This is a genomic window from Bacillus solitudinis, from assembly GCF_002797395.1.
Classification (GTDB): domain Bacteria; phylum Bacillota; class Bacilli; order Bacillales; family Bacillaceae_D; genus Halalkalibacter_A; species Halalkalibacter_A solitudinis.
In genome coordinates this window covers 667,627-687,085 of the sequence record NZ_KZ454943.1, presented here as the reverse complement: position 1 = coordinate 687,085, position 19,459 = coordinate 667,627, and the positions used below count along the sequence as shown (strand labels likewise).

At 39.0% G+C, this 19,459-nt stretch carries 19 protein-coding genes and 1 riboswitch; of the genes, 13 read left to right on the top strand and 6 right to left on the bottom strand.

Annotation, left to right across the window (positions count from 1 at the left end; genetic code table 11):
• Positions 1-76: 76 nt before the first annotated feature.
• Positions 77-265, top strand: a complete 189-nt coding sequence (locus tag CEF19_RS03410; RefSeq protein WP_100404784.1) for a DUF2759 domain-containing protein — start codon at positions 77-79, stop codon at positions 263-265.
• 36 nt (positions 266-301) lie between these two features.
• Here CEF19_RS03410 and CEF19_RS03405 read toward each other — a convergent pair whose 3' ends face one another.
• Positions 302-1,123 carry a YqhG family protein gene (locus CEF19_RS03405; RefSeq protein ID WP_100404783.1) on the bottom strand — a complete coding sequence of 274 codons (822 nt, stop codon included), beginning with the start codon at positions 1,121-1,123 and terminating at the stop codon, positions 302-304.
• Positions 1,101-2,774 carry a DEAD/DEAH box helicase gene (locus CEF19_RS03400; RefSeq protein ID WP_100404782.1) on the bottom strand — a complete coding sequence of 558 codons (1,674 nt, stop codon included), beginning with the start codon at positions 2,772-2,774 and terminating at the stop codon, positions 1,101-1,103. The genes CEF19_RS03405 and CEF19_RS03400 overlap by 23 nt, the downstream gene beginning before the upstream one ends.
• A 387-nt stretch (positions 2,775-3,161) precedes the next feature.
• Positions 3,162-3,258, top strand: a riboswitch (glycine riboswitch).
• 208 nt (positions 3,259-3,466) lie between these two features.
• On the opposite strand from CEF19_RS03400, the gene gcvT reads away from it, so the two are divergent.
• From gcvT to gcvPB, 3 genes are read left to right on the top strand one after another with little or no spacing between them, the layout of a single operon-like run.
• Positions 3,467-4,570, top strand: a complete 1,104-nt coding sequence (gene gcvT, locus CEF19_RS03395; RefSeq protein ID WP_100404781.1) for a glycine cleavage system aminomethyltransferase GcvT — start codon at positions 3,467-3,469, stop codon at positions 4,568-4,570.
• A 12-nt stretch (positions 4,571-4,582) separates the two neighbouring features.
• Positions 4,583-5,929 carry an aminomethyl-transferring glycine dehydrogenase subunit GcvPA gene (gcvPA, locus tag CEF19_RS03390; protein ID WP_100404780.1) on the top strand — a complete coding sequence of 449 codons (1,347 nt, stop codon included), beginning with the start codon at positions 4,583-4,585 and terminating at the stop codon, positions 5,927-5,929.
• Positions 5,926-7,383: an aminomethyl-transferring glycine dehydrogenase subunit GcvPB gene (gene gcvPB / locus CEF19_RS03385; protein WP_100404779.1), complete on the top strand. Its 1,458-nt coding sequence runs from the start codon at positions 5,926-5,928 to the stop codon at positions 7,381-7,383. The genes gcvPA and gcvPB overlap by 4 nt, the downstream gene beginning before the upstream one ends.
• 56 nt (positions 7,384-7,439) lie before the next feature.
• On the opposite strand, the gene CEF19_RS03380 is transcribed toward gcvPB, so the two are convergent.
• Positions 7,440-7,619 (bottom strand): small acid-soluble spore protein H, encoded by a 180-nt coding sequence (locus tag CEF19_RS03380; protein WP_100404778.1) that lies wholly within the window; start codon positions 7,617-7,619, stop codon positions 7,440-7,442.
• Positions 7,620-7,731: 112 nt separating this feature from the next.
• Positions 7,732-8,109: a rhodanese-like domain-containing protein gene (locus tag CEF19_RS03375; protein WP_100404777.1), complete on the bottom strand. Its 378-nt coding sequence runs from the start codon at positions 8,107-8,109 to the stop codon at positions 7,732-7,734.
• A gap of 186 nt (positions 8,110-8,295) precedes the next feature.
• Here CEF19_RS03375 and CEF19_RS03370 point away from each other — a divergent pair, with 186 nt between their 5' ends.
• Complete coding sequence (locus CEF19_RS03370) at positions 8,296-9,129, top strand: lipoate--protein ligase family protein (RefSeq protein ID WP_100404776.1); 834 nt, start codon at positions 8,296-8,298, stop codon at positions 9,127-9,129.
• Between the two features lie 20 nt (positions 9,130-9,149).
• On the opposite strand, the gene dat is transcribed toward CEF19_RS03370, so the two are convergent.
• Positions 9,150-9,986, bottom strand: a complete 837-nt coding sequence (dat, locus tag CEF19_RS03365) for a D-amino-acid transaminase (protein WP_100404775.1) — start codon at positions 9,984-9,986, stop codon at positions 9,150-9,152.
• Positions 9,987-10,416: 430 nt separating this feature from the next.
• Between dat and CEF19_RS03360 the strand changes: the two genes are divergently transcribed.
• The 4 genes from CEF19_RS03360 to CEF19_RS03345 all read left to right on the top strand — a co-directional run bounded on the left by CEF19_RS03360 (position 10,417) and on the right by CEF19_RS03345 (position 15,751).
• Positions 10,417-12,978 carry a vitamin B12-dependent ribonucleotide reductase gene (locus CEF19_RS03360; protein ID WP_100404774.1) on the top strand — a complete coding sequence of 854 codons (2,562 nt, stop codon included), beginning with the start codon at positions 10,417-10,419 and terminating at the stop codon, positions 12,976-12,978.
• A 131-nt stretch (positions 12,979-13,109) separates the two neighbouring features.
• Complete coding sequence (gene splB / locus CEF19_RS03355; RefSeq protein WP_100404773.1) at positions 13,110-14,135, top strand: spore photoproduct lyase; 1,026 nt, start codon at positions 13,110-13,112, stop codon at positions 14,133-14,135.
• Between the two features lie 135 nt (positions 14,136-14,270).
• Positions 14,271-14,693: a transcriptional regulator MntR gene (mntR, locus tag CEF19_RS03350; protein ID WP_100404772.1), complete on the top strand. Its 423-nt coding sequence runs from the start codon at positions 14,271-14,273 to the stop codon at positions 14,691-14,693.
• Positions 14,694-14,854: 161 nt separating this feature from the next.
• Positions 14,855-15,751 (top strand): patatin-like phospholipase family protein, encoded by an 897-nt coding sequence (locus CEF19_RS03345; protein ID WP_100404771.1) that lies wholly within the window; start codon positions 14,855-14,857, stop codon positions 15,749-15,751.
• A 175-nt stretch (positions 15,752-15,926) separates the two neighbouring features.
• Here CEF19_RS03345 and CEF19_RS03340 read toward each other — a convergent pair whose 3' ends face one another.
• A complete protein-coding gene (locus CEF19_RS03340) occupies positions 15,927-16,328 on the bottom strand; it encodes a hypothetical protein (protein WP_100404770.1) in 402 nt (133 codons plus the stop codon).
• Between the two features lie 255 nt (positions 16,329-16,583).
• On the opposite strand from CEF19_RS03340, the gene CEF19_RS03335 reads away from it, so the two are divergent.
• The 4 genes from CEF19_RS03335 to efp all read left to right on the top strand — a co-directional run bounded on the left by CEF19_RS03335 (position 16,584) and on the right by efp (position 19,342).
• Positions 16,584-17,081, top strand: a complete 498-nt coding sequence (locus CEF19_RS03335; RefSeq protein ID WP_100404769.1) for a YqhR family membrane protein — start codon at positions 16,584-16,586, stop codon at positions 17,079-17,081.
• Positions 17,082-17,182: 101 nt separating this feature from the next.
• Positions 17,183-17,623 carry a type II 3-dehydroquinate dehydratase gene (gene aroQ / locus CEF19_RS03330; protein WP_100404768.1) on the top strand — a complete coding sequence of 147 codons (441 nt, stop codon included), beginning with the start codon at positions 17,183-17,185 and terminating at the stop codon, positions 17,621-17,623.
• Complete coding sequence (locus CEF19_RS03325) at positions 17,620-18,687, top strand: M24 family metallopeptidase (RefSeq protein ID WP_100404767.1); 1,068 nt, start codon at positions 17,620-17,622, stop codon at positions 18,685-18,687. The genes aroQ and CEF19_RS03325 overlap by 4 nt, the downstream gene beginning before the upstream one ends.
• Before the next feature lie 97 nt (positions 18,688-18,784).
• Positions 18,785-19,342 (top strand): elongation factor P, encoded by a 558-nt coding sequence (efp, locus tag CEF19_RS03320; protein ID WP_100404766.1) that lies wholly within the window; start codon positions 18,785-18,787, stop codon positions 19,340-19,342.
• The last annotated feature ends 117 nt before the right edge of the window (positions 19,343-19,459 follow it).

Here is a 19,459-nt window from a genome sequence, read left to right as displayed (position 1 = left end):
CGCTTCTCTACGCCATTTATAATTAGAGTAAATCATCTGGGTGCAGAGTTTTCTACATAAGGAGGAGAAGAGTAGTATGTTTCTATCAATAACACTTTTGCTTGTTGCAATTCTTTGTGGGTTTGCTGTTATCCGTGAACTGCGCAGAAAAAACTTTGTTGCGGTTGGTTTTGCAGCACTTTCATTCATCGTTTTTGGATGGTTCTCAGTAATGACAATCTTTTCTATCATTACAACTGGTACAGGAGCACCGGTTGGTCATTAATTTTAAAACTTGAATGAAACAGTAAAAGAGGGAGTCTCAACTTGAGGCTCCCTCTTTTTTAAATTGAAATACTTGTTGTTGAAGATAAAACATCCCACCGTTGATTATTTCGACATGAATACGCGGCTTATATTGATCCTCCAATGCTTGTTTTTCAAGCTCGTAACTTTCAGGCTTTTCTTCATATTCCTCGTAAAAGGCTTCTAGTAAGGCAATGTCTGACTCCCATCGTCCAATCGCTTCTTTTGCCCAAATGGGGTCTTCATTTTCCGCGTACGTTTGTACCATTTTTTGTAAACGTGTAATTCCACTTTTGGGAGTAATGAGTGGCGACAGTGTAAAGCAAAAGTCTGGAATACGTGGTGTTAATGGCTTTCGTTTAATCAGTTCAAAAAAGTCTGGAACGATTTGCCCGTGAATCAGGTTTAAGCCGAGTGAAAGTAGAACATCTTTTTTTCGGTCACATTGAAAGGAAACCTTTGCGTTTAAACAGAGCCATGGCTGTAAAGGCAGAGAGCGGTTACCGGTTGTTTGCATCTGTTCATAGAGACGAATAAACCCTCCTAGTGATTTCGTCGAATGAAAGAGTTGGTGAAGCCGAGGAGACCCAAAATGAATGGGTTCACCACGTATTCCTTCTGGAGCCTGTTCTTGATTAGTTATAAGAGTAAGCTGCATTGGTTGAGGGCTACCACCAGTTTTCTCTAAATAATGCCAATAAAACGGACGATTCATTAGTAATTTATCAAGGTCAATTGATAATTGTACTTTTAGATGTGATACTTCATTTTCTAGGATAGGACTATCATTTGCTTCAAAGTAGCGCTCTAAAAAGTTATGAAGATGTTGCTGTTGCATCGTAGTCACCGTCCTCCTCTTGTCTACGTTCCTCATTCATGATTGAAGCAAGATGTTCAAATTTAATTCGCATTTCACCTTCCGAATCCGAATGAATTAGTATGTCATTTACATGCTCTTCGATTGAAGGGAGTTCAATTTTAGTGAGGATATCATCCAACTCTCCAATAACAGCCTCAAACAAATTAATTTTTTCGTATAGAAGCTCTAAAATATGCTGTTCAACTGTATCATTGACAGCAAAATTATAAATACGAACATCTTTTTTTTGCCCTAGTCGATGAATACGTCCGATCCGTTGTTCAATTCGCATTGGGTTCCATGGTAAATCATAATTAATAATGGTGGAGCAGAATTGAAGGTTGATACCTTCTCCACCTGCTTCTGTTGCAATTAACACTTGAGCGTGATTTTTGAAAAGCTCACGCATCCAATCCTTTTTCCCGCGCTTAAACCCACCGCGGAAAGGAACGGATGAGACCCCATTTTGTTTTAAATACCACTGTAAATATAGTTGTGTCGCTCGATATTCTGTGAAAATAATTACTTTATCATCAATTTTCTTAATAAGTTCTAACGCCTTCTCAGCTTTGGCATGGCCATCAATTTCACTAATTGTTTTAATTAGTTTTTCTACTAGAGGGACTTGTCTGCCTTCGGTTTGGGCCCTCTCTATCATATTTTTAAGAGTCATAAATGCCGCTTCTCGGCTGCTACAGATTTCTCGTTTTAATGTTAACTGAGCAAAATGATTTGAATCGCTTCCTAGTTCAGAAATAGCATTATAAAACGCCCGCTCTGAATCACTAAATGTAATTGGTATAGTTTCAACAATACGCTTTGTCCACTGAATGCCTGTTTCCTCCCGACGATTTCGAACCATAACTTTATTTACGAGTTCACGAAGTTTTTCTTCATTTTTAGGAGCACGTTTATTGGAACGGTACTCTTTTTCAAAGCTTGAGATATCGCCTAAATGTCCTGGTTTTAATAGAGAAACAAGGTTGAAGATTTCCTCAAGTTTATTTTGAACAGGGGTAGCTGTTAGCAATAGACAAAATTTCTTTTTTAAATTACGAATGAACTCATAGTTTTTTGTTTTCGGGTTTTTAAGTTTATGTGCTTCATCAATGATGACCAGGTCATAAGGCTGTTCCATAACGATATCACGGTGAGGCTGACGTTTAGCTGTATCTATCGAGGCAACCACAACATCACATTGCTCCCACACGTATGATTTCTTTTGAGCAACAGCAGGTATGTAGAACTTTGTATTAAGTTCTATTGCCCATTGTGATACAAGGGAAGCGGGAACAAGAATTAAAGCTTTTTTGACTAATCCACGAATCATATACTCTTTTAGAATGAGACCAGCTTCAATTGTTTTCCCAAGACCTACCTCATCGGCCAAAATGGCTTTTCCATTCATTTTTTCTATGACGGTGTTAGCAACTTCGATTTGGTGGGGAAACGGTTCTAGTTGCGGCAAATGATTAGGAGCAAGCAAGCCGTGGAAGTTGGGAACAGCTTGATGTTGCTCCGCTTCATAGGCAAGCTTAAAAAGATCCCAATTTGACCAAGGGCCGTCTTCATCGAGTTTTTGCAAAAAGGATTCTTGCCAATCCGGATTAAACTCTATATCTATGTTCATGTCTTCTCATCCTTTCAATCTCCGTATAAAAAGCTAGAAATTCACTATAATGTTCCGATTATCAAGGATATTTAAGTTGGAAATTACGTTTATAGTTAGATTTTGCACTAAATTACTGAAAATAAAAGGTTGCTTCTTTTCAGACAGCTTGGTACGATAAGATTAGTTTTTAAAAATTTTTTATATTTGTTTGAAATATCTCTCAAAAAAGGGATGTTTTTCTTCTCTTTGAGCAGACACGAAGCAATGTGCAAAGCCGCCGAATGTTACAAAGCGCGCGGGGCCGGTATAATTTTTTGAGCATCCTTTTTGAACATGCTCTTGATCTACTAGGTAGTATGTCCAAAAAACGTATAAATATGAAATTGTTAATTGAATGGTTTGCGGATGAAAGTAAGGGGAGAGACTGCGTGAATGATACGCGGCGCCGAAGGAGCAAGCATGAACGTGCGAATCTCTCAGGCAAAAAGACTCTTATTCGACGCATCTCTGGAGAGTGCTTGCAAACAGCGAGCCACCTACGAAGACACTTCCTGCAACGTGCAGTGAACGAAACTTTCTGGTCAAAGGACAGAGTTATACACTTTGGTGTATAACTCTGTCCTTTTTTCGTGTAGAAAAGACATATGTCTACCTGTATTTATCGGAATTTTTGAGGTTTTAGCTAAATTCATCATACTAAGGAGGACTCCATGACTAATTTAAAAACAACGCCACTCCATTCTCTATATTCAGAGTATGGTGCAAAAACCATAGATTTTGGTGGGTGGGACTTACCTGTGCAGTTTTCAAGTATAAAAGAAGAGCATGAAGCGGTAAGAACAAAGGCGGGACTATTTGATGTTTCACATATGGGGGAAGTTCTAATTAAAGGACCAAACTCGATCAAATATTTGCAAAAGCTTGTGACAAATGATGTATCAAGACTTGTTGATGGGCAGGCGCTATATACCGCAATGTGCTACGAGGATGGGGGGACTGTCGATGATTTATTGGTCTATCGTAAAGCGGAAGATGATTTTTTCCTCGTTATTAATGCTTCGAACATTGAGAAAGATGTCAGCTGGATGTTGCAGCATCAGATAGACAATGTAGAGGTAACGAATGTTTCAGATTCCTTAGCTTTGCTAGCACTCCAAGGTCCAAAGGCTGAGGAAATTCTAAAGAAGCTAGTAAAAGTTGATGTGGCCTCCATTCCATTTTTTAATTTTTTAGATAAGGTTGAAATTTCAGGTTTTCGGGCTATGGTTTCTCGTACAGGGTATACCGGTGAAGATGGTTTTGAATTGTATTGCAGGTCCCAAGATGCGAAAGCGCTTTGGACTGAATTACTTAAAGTTGGTAAAGAAGAAGGTCTAATACCATGTGGTCTCGGTGCACGAGATACGCTTCGTTTTGAAGCCAAGCTTCCCTTGTATGGGCAAGAGCTTTCAAAGGATATTAGTCCTCTCGAAGCTGGAATTGGTTTTGCAGTAAAGCTCAATAAAGACTCAGATTTTATAGGAAGATTAGCTTTAATCAATCAAAAGACAGAGGGATTAACAAGGAAGCTCATTGGCATCGAAATGATAGAAAAGGGTATCCCTCGCACGGGCTATGAAGTCTTTGCTGGAGAGAAGCAAATTGGCTTTGTGACAACAGGTACACAGTCACCGACTCTAAAAAAGAATGTGGGACTTGCACTTGTGGAGACTGTATATTCAAAGCTTGGTACAGAAGTAGAGGTTCAAGTACGAAAAAAACGTCTTAGGGCAAAAGTGGTTGCGACACCATTTTATAAGCGTTCAAAAGCATAGGAGGAGAAGGATATGACAAATCACCGTTATTTACCAATGACAGAAGCAGATAAGCAAGACATGCTTGCAACAATTGGTGTTAACTCGATTGAAGAGTTGTTTTCAGATATTCCATCACAAATTCGTTTTAAAGGAGAAATGAATATTAAAGAAGCTCTTCGAGAAGTAGAGCTTGTTGATTATTTTCAAGGCTTAGCCTCTAAAAATATATCGTTAAAACAAAAGCCTTCCTTCCTCGGTGCAGGTGTATATGAGCATTATATTCCTTCGATTGTTGATCATGTGATTTCACGCTCAGAATTTTATACGGCATATACACCATATCAACCTGAAATTTCTCAAGGAGAGCTTCAGGCAATCTTTGAATTTCAATCGATGATTTGTGAGTTGACAAGCATGGATTTAGCAAATTCCTCCATGTACGATGGACCTACAGCACTTGCTGAAGCAGCTATGATGAGTGCTGGTCAAACAAAGAAGAAAACGATTCTTGTATCTAAGGCTGTTCACCCAGAAGCTCGTGCTGTGCTGCAAACAAATGCAACAGGCCAACGCTTGAAGGTTGTTGAAATTGATGTCAAGGAAGGGGTAACAGACCTAGAGCACTTAAAAACAAACTATAATGATGATACAGCATGTGTTGTTGTACAGTATCCGAACTTTTTTGGGAACTTAGAGTCATTGGCGGAAATTGAAGCAATCACTCATCAAGATAAAGCATTGTTTGTTGTATCAAGTAACCCTCTTGCTCTTGGGATTTTAAAACCACCAGGTGAGTTTGGTGCTGATATTGTAGTTGGTGACGCGCAACCATTTGGTATTCCTACACAGTTCGGTGGCCCGCATTGTGGGTACTTTGCAACGACAACGAAGCTAATGCGTAAAGTTCCTGGACGGCTCGTCGGGCAAACGGTTGATGACCAAGGCCAGCGTGGGTTTGTCTTGACACTTCAAGCAAGGGAGCAGCATATCCGCCGGGAGAAAGCGACTTCTAATATTTGTTCAAATCAAGCATTGAATGCTTTGGCTGCTTCGGTTGCAATGACAGCGATTGGCAAAAAAGGTGTCCGTGAGATGGCGTACCAAAATCTTCAAAAAGCAGCTTATTTAAAATCGCAGTTAAAGGCACAAGGTGTCGAGGTAGTAGAAACAGCCCCTTCATTCAATGAATTTGTTGTAAAGGTAACTAAATCAGTTTCTGACGTAAATAAAATGTTGTTAGAAAAAGGCTTTATTGGTGGGTACGACTTAGGAAGAGACGATTCGAAATTAGAGAGACATATGCTTCTCGCTGTAACCGAAGTTCGTACAAAGGAACAAATCGAAACATTTGCGAAGGAATTGGGGGCATTACAATGAGAACAAAAAATCAAGCGCTCATTTTTGAATTAAGTAAATCAGAACGAGTGGGACATAGCTTGCCTCATCTAGATGTACCAGAGCAAGCGTTAGATACTTTAGTACCAGCAGAATTTGTACGTGCATCAGAACCAGAGCTTCCTGAAGTGTCGGAATTACAAATTATGCGACATTACACGGCATTATCAAAGCGTAATCATGGTGTTGACTCAGGCTTCTACCCACTTGGATCATGTACGATGAAATATAACCCGAAAATTAATGAGAATGTCGCTCGTTTTGAAGGTCTGGCCCATATCCACCCCTATCAGCCTGTTGAGCAAATTCAAGGCGCGCTTGAGCTTCTTTATGAATTGCAGACGTCTCTTGCGGAGATTACTGGAATGGATGAAGTTACCCTTCAACCAGCTGCTGGGGCGCATGGTGAATGGACCGGTCTTATGATGATTCGTGCTTATCATGAAGCAAACGGCGACTTTCAACGGACGAAGGTTATCGTGCCTGACTCTGCGCATGGAACAAACCCAGCTTCAGCTACTGTAGCTGGATTTGATTCGGTAACGGTTCGTACAGACGAACAAGGATTGGTCGATTTAAATCATTTAAAGGAAGTGGTTGGGGACGATACTGCGGCGCTAATGCTAACAAACCCAAATACACTTGGCTTATTTGAAACGTATATCGAGGATATGGCGACAATCATCCATCAAGCTGGGGGTAAGCTATACTATGATGGTGCAAATTCCAACGCGATTTTAGGGATTGCAAGACCAGGAGATATGGGTTTTGATGTCGTTCATTTAAATTTGCATAAAACATTCACTGGTCCTCATGGTGGTGGCGGTCCAGGCTCCGGACCTGTTGGAGTAAAGAAGGATTTAATCCCGTTTCTACCTAAGCCAACGATTGTGAAGCAAGATGATTTATATACATTTGACTACAATCGACCCCAGTCAATCGGTCGGGTAAAGCCTTATTACGGAAACTTTGGTATTAATGTTCGGGCATACACGTATATTCGTACGATGGGTCCAAAGGGTCTACGTCACGTTTCTGAATATGCAGTATTAAATGCAAACTATATGATGCGTCGCCTTGAACCTTATTTTGACTTACCATACAGTCAGCATTGTAAGCATGAATTTGTCTTATCGGGTCGTCGTCAGAAAAAACTAGGTGTTCGAACTCTAGATATGGCAAAACGCCTGCTCGATTTTGGGTACCATCCGCCTACGATATACTTCCCATTAAATGTTGAGGAGTGTATGATGTTCGAACCAACAGAGACTGAATCAAAGGAAACGCTTGATGAGTTTATTGAAGCAATGATTCAAATTGCTAAAGAAGTGGAAGACAACCCAGAAATAGTTCAAGAAGCCCCGCATCATACGGTCATTGGTCGTTTAGATGAGACATTGGCTGCGAGGAAACCAGTCTTACGTTATATAGATTAATAAGATAGGGCTGATTCAAAGGGTTTAACACACTTTGAATCAGCTCTTTTCTTTAATTACTGTTCATTTAATTGTGATACGGCGACTTCCATTTCATGCTCTGGTTCATTTAGAGGGTAAATTCTAGCTGTTTCATTTTGATCATCGACATGTTGAATATAAATTGGAACCTCATTGTACGTAACATGGGCCATTACAGGGGAAGTAGCAATTTCCTGTGCACGAAATTTGTTCATGTTATTGCCTCCTCGTTATTATTCAAGCAGTTATAAGTTTTACAGCTAAGGCTTGAAATATTCTTACATGAACGAAGAAAAAAAACCTCCCATTCATAGGAGGGATGATATCTTATTTTCTTTTAATTTTACCGGTCCACTTCCGGAACCCGCCTTTGAGGTGAGAAATATTTTCCACATTTCTTTTCTTTTTAAGAAACTGGGCAGCTTGTCGACTACGAGCTCCTGACTGACAATATAAATAGACAGGTTGGTCTTTTCGAATTTCATTCATTCGTTGACGAAGCTGAGACATCGGAATATTTCTTGCACCTAAGATATGACCACCATCATACTCACGAGGTTCGCGCACATCAATAAGTTGTGCTTTTCGATACCCTTGAATAAATTCCTCCTGGGTCAAGGTTTTTAAATATTTCGGCTTATAAAATTTCTTTACGATAAAATAAGCGATTAAACCAGCAAGGACTAACCAAATAATTGCATCCATAAATCCACGTACACTCCTTTTCAAGCAGAACGACAAAGTCGTTACGCTTTCTTCTTATGTCATTATAATGTTCTTGTCCACAATTGGCAATTACTAAACTAAATATTCTAGGCAAGCTACTTGGCGTCTTTTAAGAGTTTTGATACAGTTAATGTGATTAGAGTTTCTGAGAAAGAAGAGATGAATATGTTAGAAACATGGCGTTTTATTAATTCAGGCAATCGATCTCCTGCTTATAATATGGCTCTTGATGAAGCGTTATTATCGTGGCATAGTCAAGGGAAAATTCCCCCAACCATTCGTTTTTATGGTTGGAATCCGCCAACATTGTCGATTGGCTATTTTCAAAAGGTGGAAAAAGAGATTAACATGGAAGCTGTCCAAAAATATGGGTTGGGATTTGTTCGTCGTCCAACGGGCGGAAGGGGCGTTCTTCATGATAAGGAACTAACTTACAGTGTTATCGTTTCCGAAGAACACCCAGCAATGCCTGCAAGTGTGACCGAAGCCTATCGGGTCATTTCTCAAGGGATTTTAGAAGGCTTTAAGCTAGTTGGACTTGATGCGTATTTTTCAATTCCTCGTTCAGACGAGGAAAAGGATGCGTTAAAAAATCCTCGCTCCGCAGTATGTTTTGACGCTCCTTCCTGGTATGAGCTTGTCGTAGAAGGACGTAAGGTTGCAGGAAGTGCTCAAACCCGGCAAAAGGGCGTGATTTTACAGCACGGATCGATTATTTTGGATATTGATGAAGACAAGCTTTTTGATTTATTTAAGTATTCAAGCGAGCGCGTCCGAGAACGTATGCAAAAGAACTTTAAAAATAAAGCTGTTGCGATTAATGCACTTCGGACGACGCCACTTTCAATGGAAGAAGCAAGTTCCGCATTTCGCCAAGGTTTTGAAAAGGGATTGCAAATTAAACTTGAGACGTACGAATTATCAGTAGGGGAAGAAGCAGAGGTTGAACAAATTGTTAAAGAACGGTATTCTCAAGACAGTTGGAACTATAAAAAATAAACCAGTCGATATCGACTGGTTTACTTTTTGATGAGGTCTTGGAAGAGAGCTTGAAGTTTGCGAGTAATAGGGCCAATTTCAAGAGTTTTCTTAATATCTGAATTTATCGATCGAATGGGCATGATTTCCATCACTGTACTCGTAATAAAAGCCTCCTCGGCTTGATGAAGCTGTTCCACCGAAAACACTTCTTCTTTAATACGTAGATTAGATTGTTTCGCTAATTCGAAGATAAGTTGTCGTGTAATTCCATTTAAAATTAGGTTTGTAGCAGGATGTGTGAAAAGGGTGCTTTCTTTTACGACAAAAATATTTGATGAAGAGCCTTCGGTAACAGTTCCTGCGCGATGCAAAATCGCCTCGTGACAGTTATGATCGGTTGCTTCACGTTTAGCCATGACATTACCTAGTAAATTAATCGTTTTTATATCGCAACGAAGCCAGCGAATATCATCTGTTATCCAAACATCAATCCCCTTTTTTGTAAGAGATTCATCTTTCGTGTATTGCTGCGTAAATGCTGTAATAATAGGTTGTTCATTTCGCTGGTACAGATGATTTCGAGGGCTAATACCCCGAGTCATTTGGACGTAAATGATTCCATCCTTAAGTTGGTTTCTATTAACTAGTCCAGCAAGTTGCTTTTTCAGGGTCTCTGCATGGATAGGAAGTGAAAAGTCGAGCTTTTTAGCACTCTGAATCAATCGATTTATGTGCATATCAAGTGTGAATGGTCGTTGTTCATAGACTCGAATCACCTCATAAATGCCATCACCAAAGTTATATCCTCTGTCCTGAATGTCGATGTTGACTTCTGAATCCTTTACATATTCATTGTGGTGTAAGACATAATTCATATTTTCGCCCCCTGTGAAAATGCATGAGTAAAAGAAGAAAATTTAGAATTTGGTCAAAAAATGATACTAACTTTATCTGAACACCAAAAAAATTTTTTGTCAATGATTTCGTTTTTTTCGTCAAAAAGGGAAAAGACAAGTGTTTGCCGGATCCTCTTTTTTAGCAAGAAACAAAAAGCTTCAGATTTTCGCGAAAAACCGACAAAACATTCTATAATCTCATTCAAGCTTTTATTATCTAATTGATTTAAAAGTTGACAAAATAATTTTATTCATAAACCCCCACAATATATAGTATGATTTTTATGAAAATGAGTACTATATATTGATTTCGTAAAATGAGATGTGGTAAGCTTAGCCAAGATTAAAAAACATGTTAAGACAACTAAGGAATGTATAATATATGAGTTGTAAGAAGGAGGAGAGGCGAATGGCAATGACGATGTCAAACGTGATGCGTCTCAATGTTGAAAAGTTAAATCAAGATATTGAGCAGTTTCCACAAGTTCATCCAATAACTGAGGACATGCATATTACAAGAAAAGGTGTATCACGACTCGTAATGCTTGACCGCTACACATTCAAGGATACTGAAAAGAAGACGTTAAAGGAAGGGGATTTCGTTGTATTAACAGTTAAAGACGACCCTAAGTTCCCCGCGCGTGGTTATGGTTTTGTTGTGAATCTTGATTGGGGGAACAACAAAGCGAAGGTATTAATTGATGAAGATTTCCACGGTGTTCTTGATCCGGAAGAAGCAAAGACAGGAATAGTTAGTCGGTCGCTTGATACGATTGAAAAGCCTTTAGAACTTTATTATGAACAAATTGCTAAGCGTAATGCGACTGGACTTGCATCTGTTGAAACAACAGAGCAAAAGCGTCAAGAGTCATTTGAACAGTTCTACGAGGAGCTTGTTACGATGAACTTTGTTCCTGCTGGACGAGTTCTCTATGGTGCGGGGGCAGATACTGATGTGACGTATTTTAACTGTTATGTGATGCCATTTGTCCAAGATTCACGAGAAGGTATTTCAGAACACCGTAAGCAAGTGATGGAAATCATGAGCCGCGGTGGTGGGGTGGGAACAAATGGATCAACCCTTCGTCCCAGAAATACGCTAGCTCGGGGAGTCAACGGAAAATCTTCTGGATCCGTATCATGGCTTGACGATATTGCTAAGCTGACTCATCTTGTCGAGCAAGGTGGTTCAAGACGGGGAGCACAAATGATTATGCTTGCAGATTGGCATCCAGATATTTTGGAGTTTATTATTGCTAAGATGCAAAATCCACGTATTCTTCGTTATTTGCTTGAAAACATTGAGGATGAGCAAATTCATAAGCTAGTGAAAGATAAATTGAAGTTCACACCGCTTTCTGCAATCGAACAGTCAATGTACCAAGGAATTGCGAATTATCGTTCTATTCCGGGTCTAGGTGGTTTTGAAGCGAAAGTGATTAAAGAAGCAGAAGAAAAGCTTCTTGTCGGAGGAAATTATACAGTTAATAACGCAGAGTTTCTGACAGGAGCAAATATTTCGGTCTGTCTAACTAATGACTTTATGGAAGCTGTTGAGAAGGATGAATTATATGCACTGCGCTTCCCTGATGTTGAAAACTACAATCCGGAAGAAATGGCTGTTTACAATCGTGAATGGCATGAAGCTGGTGATGTACGAGAATGGGAACAACGTGGTTATGGTGTACGTACGTATCGAATGATTCGTGCAAAAGACCTTTGGAATTTAATAAATATTTGTGCGACTTATAGTGCAGAGCCAGGTATTTTCTTTATTGATAATGCTAATGACATGACAAATGCAAAGGCATATGGTCAAAAGGTTGTCGCAACGAATCCGTGTGGTGAGCAACCATTAGCACCGTTCTCGGTTTGTAATCTGGCTGCGATAAATTTAGCGGAAATGGCTGAAAAAGATACAAAACAAGTGAATTTCGAGAAATTGAAGCGCACAGTTGAGGTTGGCGTTCGGATGCAGGATAATGTCATTGATGCCACACCGTACTTCCTTGAACAAAATACGACTCAAGCAAAAGGTGAACGCCGAGTAGGTTTAGGAGTCATGGGTCTCCACGATTTACTTATCTATGCTGAGACCGTCTATGGATCTAAAGAAGGAAATAAGCTTGTAGATGAAATATTTGAAACGATAGCAACCACTGCATATCGGACAAGCATTGAACTTGCGAAAGAAAAAGGAAGCTTTCCATTTCTTATGGGAAAAACGGATGCTGAAACGGCGACGTTACGGATGGCCTTTATTAACACTGGCTATATGAGCAAAATGCCTGAAGATATTCGACAAGGCATTTTAAATCATGGAATTCGCAACTCGCATTTACTAACAGTTGCTCCTACAGGAAGCACTGGAACGATGGTTGGTGTTTCAACTGGTCTTGAGCCATACTTCTCTTTCTCTTATTTCAGAAGTGGAAGACTTGGGAAATTTATTGAAGTAAAAGCTGAAATCGTTGAAGAGTATTTACAAGCAAACCCTGAAGCTGTAGCAGATGAACTACCAGAGTGGTTCATTTCTACGATGGAATTGTCTCCAGAAGCGCATGCTGATACACAATGTATTATTCAACGTTGGGTTGATAGTTCTCTATCAAAAACAGTTAATGCTCCAAAGGGATATACAGTTGAACAAGTGCAAGGAGTATATGAGCGTCTTTATCGTGGTGGGGCCAAGGGTGGTACGGTGTATGTAGATGGAAGCCGTGATGCCCAAGTTCTTTCTCTAAAAGCGGAAGAAAACAACTTTGAAGAAATAGAGATGTTTGCAGACGAAGAGACAGAGAAAAAGAAAGTTGTCCTTGTCGATACGATCACAGACCTTCGCTCAACAAATGTTACATTTGGTTCAGAAGCAGGGGATACATGTCCAGTTTGCCGTGAAGGTACAGTGGAAGACTTAGGTGGATGTAATACATGTACAAGTTGTGGAGCGCAATTAAAGTGCGGTCTATAAAAAACAAGTGAATTAAAAAAGAGGCTATAGAAAAAGGAAAAACAAACCTTTTTCTATAGCCTCTTTTTCTACAAAATGGATTACTTAATTACATATGATTGCACAACCTAATAAGAAAAAGAGGTGCAGTCATGGAGCCATTTTCACCCCAGCTAATTTATATTGAGCCAGGAGCGCTTGAATATCCACTTGGACGAGAGCTTAAGGAAAAATTCGAAAAAAAGGGTCTTGAAATTCGTGAAACCACATCCCATAATCAGGTTCGAAACATTCCTGGTAATAATGAACTACAGCAATATCGAAATGCTAAGTCCACGTTAGTTATTGGAGTTAGAAAAACATTGAAGTTTGATACATCCAAGCCCTCTGCGGAATACGCGATTCCCTTAGCAACCGGGTGTATGGGACATTGTCATTATTGTTATTTGCAAACAACCCTTGGAAATAAGCCTTATATTAGGACATATGTAAATCTTGAGGATATATTTGATGCAGCAGATAAGTACATTGAAGAGAGAAATCCGGAAATTACTCGCTTTGAAGCGGCTTGTACCTCGGACATTGTAGGCATTGATCATTTAACGCATTCGTTAAAAAAAACGATTGAGCATATTGGCCAAACTGAAAATGGTCGTTTGCGGTTTGTGACGAAGTACCATCATGTTGATCATTTATTAGATGCAAAGCACAATGGTAACACACGGTTTCGGTTTAGTGTGAATTCTGATTATGTAATTAAACATTTTGAACCAGGCACTTCATCTTTTTTAGAACGGATTGAAGCTGCTGGGAAAGTAGCAAAAGCTGACTATCCCCTTGGTTTTATTGTTGCGCCCCTAATTTTACATGAAAACTGGAGAGAGGGGTATTTAGACTTGTTTGAACGTCTAGAAGCGACGTTACCGACCTTTGCTAAAAAGGATTTAACGTTTGAACTCATTCAACATCGCTTCACAAAAACTGCAAAAAATGTTATTCAAAAGCGTTATCCAAAAACTAAGCTAGAAATGAATGAGGACGAACGTAAATATAAATGGGGACGTTATGGACGTGGTAAATATGTTTACAAAGATGAGCAAGCGAATGAGTTGAAAGATACCATACAAACGTATATTGACCGCTTTTTTCCTGAGTCGAAAATTGAGTACTTCACTTAATCTTAAGTCAAAAAAAACGTAAAAAGCTTGATGGTTATAGCATTTATCTTGTCCGATGTGGAGTTTTTTAGTAAAATAGGGATATTGCAAATTTAATGACAAGTAAATGGAACTGCTATAAATTGGAGGGTCCCTATGCCAACACCTAGTATGGAAGATTATTTAGAAAGAATTTTTATTTTAATTGAGGAGAAAGGATACGCTAGAGTATCCGATATTGCAGAGGCATTAGAGGTTCATCCTTCATCTGTCACGAAAATGGTACAAAAACTCGATAAAAATGAGTATTTAATATATGAACGCTACCGTGGACTCATTTTAACAACTAAAGGTAAAAAAATTGGAAAGCGACTCGTCTATCGTCACGAATTACTTGAGGATTTCATGAAATTAATTGGTGTCGATGCTGGTCATATTTATCAAGATGTTGAAGGGATTGAGCATCATCTTAGCTGGGATGCTATTGATAGAATTGGGGATTTGGTTCAATATTTTCAAGACGAACCGAAGCGCGTAAATGATTTAAGAAATATTCAGCGTAAAGAAGAGATAGAGTAATGGCTAATATGAGTACAACTGCAGTGCTCAAAAATAGACTTTGTGTAGAGGCTACTAAAAAGGTAAAACCGACCTTTTTCAGTAGCCTCTTTGTGTCAGACTCTGTTCTAGGCACCAACCAAGCCCGGCTCGCATAAGTGTAGAGGGAGGTGGTGATTGGGTTGAGGATAGATGGCGTATTTGCTGGGGGAGGCGTGAAAGCTTTCTCATTTATTGGAGCCTTACAGGTTATGGAAGAGAAGGGCTATGAGTTTGAAAGAGTGGGCGGAACAAGTGCGGGTTCAATTATTGCTGCTCTTGTTAAGGCTGGTTATAGAAGTGAAGAGCTGTATCATTTACTAGATAAATTAAATGTTGACGAATTTAAGGATGAAAGGATGTCCTATATCCCTTTCTCAATGGCAAAATGGTTGCACTTATATTTTAAATTAGGTCTTTTTAAAGGGGAAAAGCTCGAAAATTGGTTACGTGATATATTAAAAGCAAAAGGCATTTCGACATTTGCGGATTTGCCAGATGGAACACTTAAAATCATTGCATCTGATTTATCAAGAGGAAAAATGATTGTATTGCCAGATGATTTAAAACAATATGGTGCTATTCCAGGTATGTTTTCCGTAGCTAGAGCCGTTCGAATGAGTTGTAGTATTCCTTATTTTTTTGAACCTGTGAAGCTATATAACAGAACTGGGATTGGGAAGGCATCGTACATTGTTGATGGGGGGATCTTGAGTAATTTCCCAATGTGGTTGTTTAGAGACGGAAAAGTAAGAGCGTGGAAAAGACCGGTCGTTGGCTTTCAACTTACGCCTCAGATTAAGGAAATACCACCAAATAAGATTAATAATGCGATAACAATGTTTAAAGCTCTTTTTGAAACGATGAGCTCAGCTCACGATTTACGCTATGTGGAGCAGGGGGACGCAAAGAATATTGTCTTTATTCCCGTACTTGATGTGAAAGCAACTGATTTTTCAATAAGTGAGGATGTTAAACAAAAATTGATTACATTAGGACGAGAGGAGACTGACCATTTCTTAAAATGCTGGAGTCGTTAAAAAGACGAGCTTAGAAGGGGTAAAAAGGAAAAAGCCAACCTTTAATAGACTTTTGAGGAGGTGGCAATGTCCCGCACGTTGCGAGGCTTCTATGAGAAATCCACTCATAGAAGTCTCAAAAGCAGGTAACGGCTATACTCATTGCTTCTAAGTTATTGAAACTTCTTTCAATAACTTAGAAAAAAGCACGACTCTTTTTTTTGTTTTTCTTGCCTTCAATGACGGTAAGGTTATGATCTTCGCGACGTGTTTTTAGTGGTGAACGACTATGAGGCTTTCTCGTTGATGCCTTTCTACCGTTCGGTCCTTTTAAACTTGATTTTCGTTTCAGATGTGAGCTCTGTACTGTGGTCGTTCGTTTTGCTTTACGTAATTGCGCTTTAGTCGGACCTTCTCTTTTCGGAAATAAACTCGTACCATAACGTCTTGAAATATATAAACGATAAAGGAAGAATATGATGGCGATAATCGCCGTCATAAATAAAAGTTGTCTTAACAAACCAAGTGGATTTACAACAACCCCTATTAAAGCCATAACAAGCACAATTGGAAAAATGATTTGCATCGATCGACGCATGGTCAGTTCACCTCCATTAGAGTAAAAAGCTAGACAATTTTGACTTGCACTTTTTGCACTATCTTTTTCCTTTCATTTTACATCAAATGTTTAAAATACTCTATGGTTTCGTATCTTATATTGTCATTGATATCCACTTTCCTACATTTTACACAATCCCATAGAAAAAGATGTCAAATCATTTAAGTAGAATCGATATTCTCTTGCATGAGTTACAGAGTACGTGGGAAATACTAGGTGAAGGAGGTGGATGTAATGGAAAATCAGTCACAAATATCAAGAAAAAAATTAGTTGAAGAACAAATGTCATTCGGCACAAAAGTTGTTCTTATTGGCTTTTTCGGTGGCTTAATTTGGTCTCTTGTCGGATACATTGCTTTTTATTTTAATTTTATGAGGATCGGTCCAGCGTTAATCCTCATGCCATGGGCGTTTGGAGATTGGAAAAACACATACATCGGTCAACTAATCGGTGTGGGCATGATTGCCATTTTATCAATTGGAGTCGCATTCTTATATAAATTGATTTTGCAGAAATTCCATAGTATTTGGGCTGCGATGGGGTTTGGAACTGGTTTGTGGCTTTTAGTATTTTATGTGTTAAATCCTATTTTTCCTGGACTAAAGGCTGTCCAAAATTTAGATTTTAATACAATTGCTTCTACATTGTGTTTATACGTAATTTATGGGTTGTTTATTGGCTACTCTGTATCCTATGAGTATGCACAACAACATCGAAAATCAAAGATATAACATATTCCTCTTTAATTACTACCTATCATAACTGTGATACAATAGGAATAAAATAGTAAACCTTATCGAGGTTGAAACAGATATGAAAAGAGGAATAGCCCATGAAACATATCTATGTTATAAACGGACCCAATTTAAATCGATTAGGCCTTCGTGAACCAGGCGTATACGGTACGTCAACTTTAGTGGATTTAGAAAATATGCTAAAGGAAGAGGGCTTAAGACTAGGTTGTCAAATCTCTTGTTTCCAATCAAATCATGAAGGGGAAGTGATTGATTTGATTCACAAATCAGCGGATTTGACCGATGGTGTCATCATTAACCCAGGTGCCCTAACGCATTACAGTTACGGTGTTCGCGATGCGATTGCAAGTATTAATGTTCCTGTAATTGAAGTTCACATTTCAAATGTTCATGCAAGAGAAGCATTTCGTCATACGTCCGTAACGGCACCAGTAACCAAAGGCCAAATTGTTGGCTTAGGTTTTATGGGCTATAAACTTGCGTTGACAGCTTTACTTGAGGGAGATGAGAAGAAATGAAAAGAATTGATGGATTAAGGGGAAGATTTAAAGAGTTAAACATTGAAGGAATGTTGGTAACTAGTGCCTATAATCGCAGATATCTATCTCATTTTTCAGGAACAGCCGGCGTCTTACTTATTTCCGAGAAAGAAGCCGTTTTAGTTACAGACTTTCGTTACATGGAACAGGCGAAAGAACAGGCAAAGGAATTTACGATTGTTCAACATACTGGTCCTATTTTTGTAGAGGTCGCCAAGCAGGTGGAACGACTCGGAATAAAAAACATTGGATTTGAACAATCTCATCTTACATACGAAGCTCATCAACTTTATAAGAAGTTTATTGAATCAGCCAGGCTAGTTCCGATATCAGGGGTGATTGAAGAACTAAGAATGATTAAGGATCAACAAGAAATAAAGATTATTCAAGAGGCAGCTGATATTGCAGATGCGACATTTGAGCACATTACAACGTTTATTCGTCCAGGCATAAAGGAGCTGGAGGTTTCGAATGAGCTTGAATTCTATATGAGAAAGCAAGGGGCACTTAGTTCATCTTTTGATATTATTGTTGCATCTGGCTATCGCTCTGCTCTTCCACATGGTGTGGCAAGTGACAAGATTATTGAGAAGGGTGAACTTGTTACGTTAGATTTTGGGGCTTATTATCAGGGCTATTGTTCGGACATTACTAGAACGATTGCAATTGGAGCAATCAGTACCGAGTTAAAGGAAATTTATGATACAGTCTTTGAAGCGCAAGCCCGTGGAATGCAAGGGTTGAAGCCTGGTTTAACAGGAAGAGAAGCGGATGCTCTAACTAGAGATTATATTTCAGAACAGGGCTATGGCCAATATTTTGGACATTCAACAGGGCACGGTCTTGGAATGGAAGTTCACGAAGGACCAACACTTTCCTTGAAGTCAGATACAGTACTCAAGCCTGGAATGATTGTAACCGTTGAACCTGGCATATATATCGCGAATGTAGGCGGTACAAGAATTGAAGATGATACACTTATTACAGAGAACGGAAATCGATCATTTACAAAATCTCCTAAAGAATTACTGATTATAGATTAACCAAAAAATATTGGAGAAACTTGGTTCAAGCTATGGTATAGTAGGAAATGTGATGGATTGTCCACGTTAAATGGATGGAAAGATGGAGGCAGATAATATGATTTCAGTAAATGATTTTAAAACAGGATTAACAATTGAAGTTGATAATGGACTTTGGCAGGTAATGGATTTCCAACATGTAAAGCCAGGTAAAGGAGCAGCTTTCGTACGTTCCAAGCTGCGGAATTTAAGAACTGGTGCTGTGCAAGAGAAGACGTTCCGCGCTGGTGAAAAGGTTTCAAAAGCACATATTGAAAACCGCCGCATGGCTTATTTATATGAGAGCGCTGGTGTTCACACGTTCATGGATAATGAAACATTTGAACAACTTGAGTTACAAGAAGACCAAATAAAAACGGAACTTCAATTTCTCAAAGAAAACATGGTTGTCCAAATTATGAGTTTCCAAGGTGAGACACTTGGGGTTGAAGTACCGAATACGGTTGAACTCGAAGTAACAGAAACCGAGCCAGGTATTAAAGGCGATACTGCATCAGGCGGAACAAAGCCAGCGACGCTTGAAACGGGATTAACCGTTCAGGTTCCTTTCTTTATCAATCAGGGTGACGTATTAATTATTGATACCCGCAACAGTGCATATGTATCAAGAGCATAATTATAAGTTGGAAATTAAATAAAAGGCGAGTTTGTTCTTATTCAAGGACAAACTCGTCTTTTTTTTGTTCTTAACTCGTCCAGTACCTCATAAGTTTTAAAAAGCGAGAACAAGTTA

Coding starts and splice junctions, on each gene's coding strand:
- CEF19_RS03410 (WP_100404784.1), top strand. CDS start 77: ATGTTTCTATCAATAACACTTTTGCTTGTTGCAATTCTTTGTGGGTTT.
- CEF19_RS03405 (WP_100404783.1), bottom strand. CDS start 1,123: ATGCAACAGCAACATCTTCATAACTTTTTAGAGCGCTACTTTGAAGCA.
- CEF19_RS03400 (WP_100404782.1), bottom strand. CDS start 2,774: ATGAACATAGATATAGAGTTTAATCCGGATTGGCAAGAATCCTTTTTG.
- gcvT (WP_100404781.1), top strand. CDS start 3,467: ATGACTAATTTAAAAACAACGCCACTCCATTCTCTATATTCAGAGTAT.
- gcvPA (WP_100404780.1), top strand. CDS start 4,583: ATGACAAATCACCGTTATTTACCAATGACAGAAGCAGATAAGCAAGAC.
- gcvPB (WP_100404779.1), top strand. CDS start 5,926: ATGAGAACAAAAAATCAAGCGCTCATTTTTGAATTAAGTAAATCAGAA.
- CEF19_RS03380 (WP_100404778.1), bottom strand. CDS start 7,619: ATGAACAAATTTCGTGCACAGGAAATTGCTACTTCCCCTGTAATGGCC.
- CEF19_RS03375 (WP_100404777.1), bottom strand. CDS start 8,109: ATGGATGCAATTATTTGGTTAGTCCTTGCTGGTTTAATCGCTTATTTT.
- CEF19_RS03370 (WP_100404776.1), top strand. CDS start 8,296: ATGTTAGAAACATGGCGTTTTATTAATTCAGGCAATCGATCTCCTGCT.
- dat (WP_100404775.1), bottom strand. CDS start 9,986: ATGAATTATGTCTTACACCACAATGAATATGTAAAGGATTCAGAAGTC.
- CEF19_RS03360 (WP_100404774.1), top strand. CDS start 10,417: ATGGCAATGACGATGTCAAACGTGATGCGTCTCAATGTTGAAAAGTTA.
- splB (WP_100404773.1), top strand. CDS start 13,110: ATGGAGCCATTTTCACCCCAGCTAATTTATATTGAGCCAGGAGCGCTT.
- mntR (WP_100404772.1), top strand. CDS start 14,271: ATGCCAACACCTAGTATGGAAGATTATTTAGAAAGAATTTTTATTTTA.
- CEF19_RS03340 (WP_100404770.1), bottom strand. CDS start 16,328: ATGCGTCGATCGATGCAAATCATTTTTCCAATTGTGCTTGTTATGGCT.
- CEF19_RS03335 (WP_100404769.1), top strand. CDS start 16,584: ATGGAAAATCAGTCACAAATATCAAGAAAAAAATTAGTTGAAGAACAA.
- aroQ (WP_100404768.1), top strand. CDS start 17,183: ATGAAACATATCTATGTTATAAACGGACCCAATTTAAATCGATTAGGC.
- CEF19_RS03325 (WP_100404767.1), top strand. CDS start 17,620: ATGAAAAGAATTGATGGATTAAGGGGAAGATTTAAAGAGTTAAACATT.
- efp (WP_100404766.1), top strand. CDS start 18,785: ATGATTTCAGTAAATGATTTTAAAACAGGATTAACAATTGAAGTTGAT.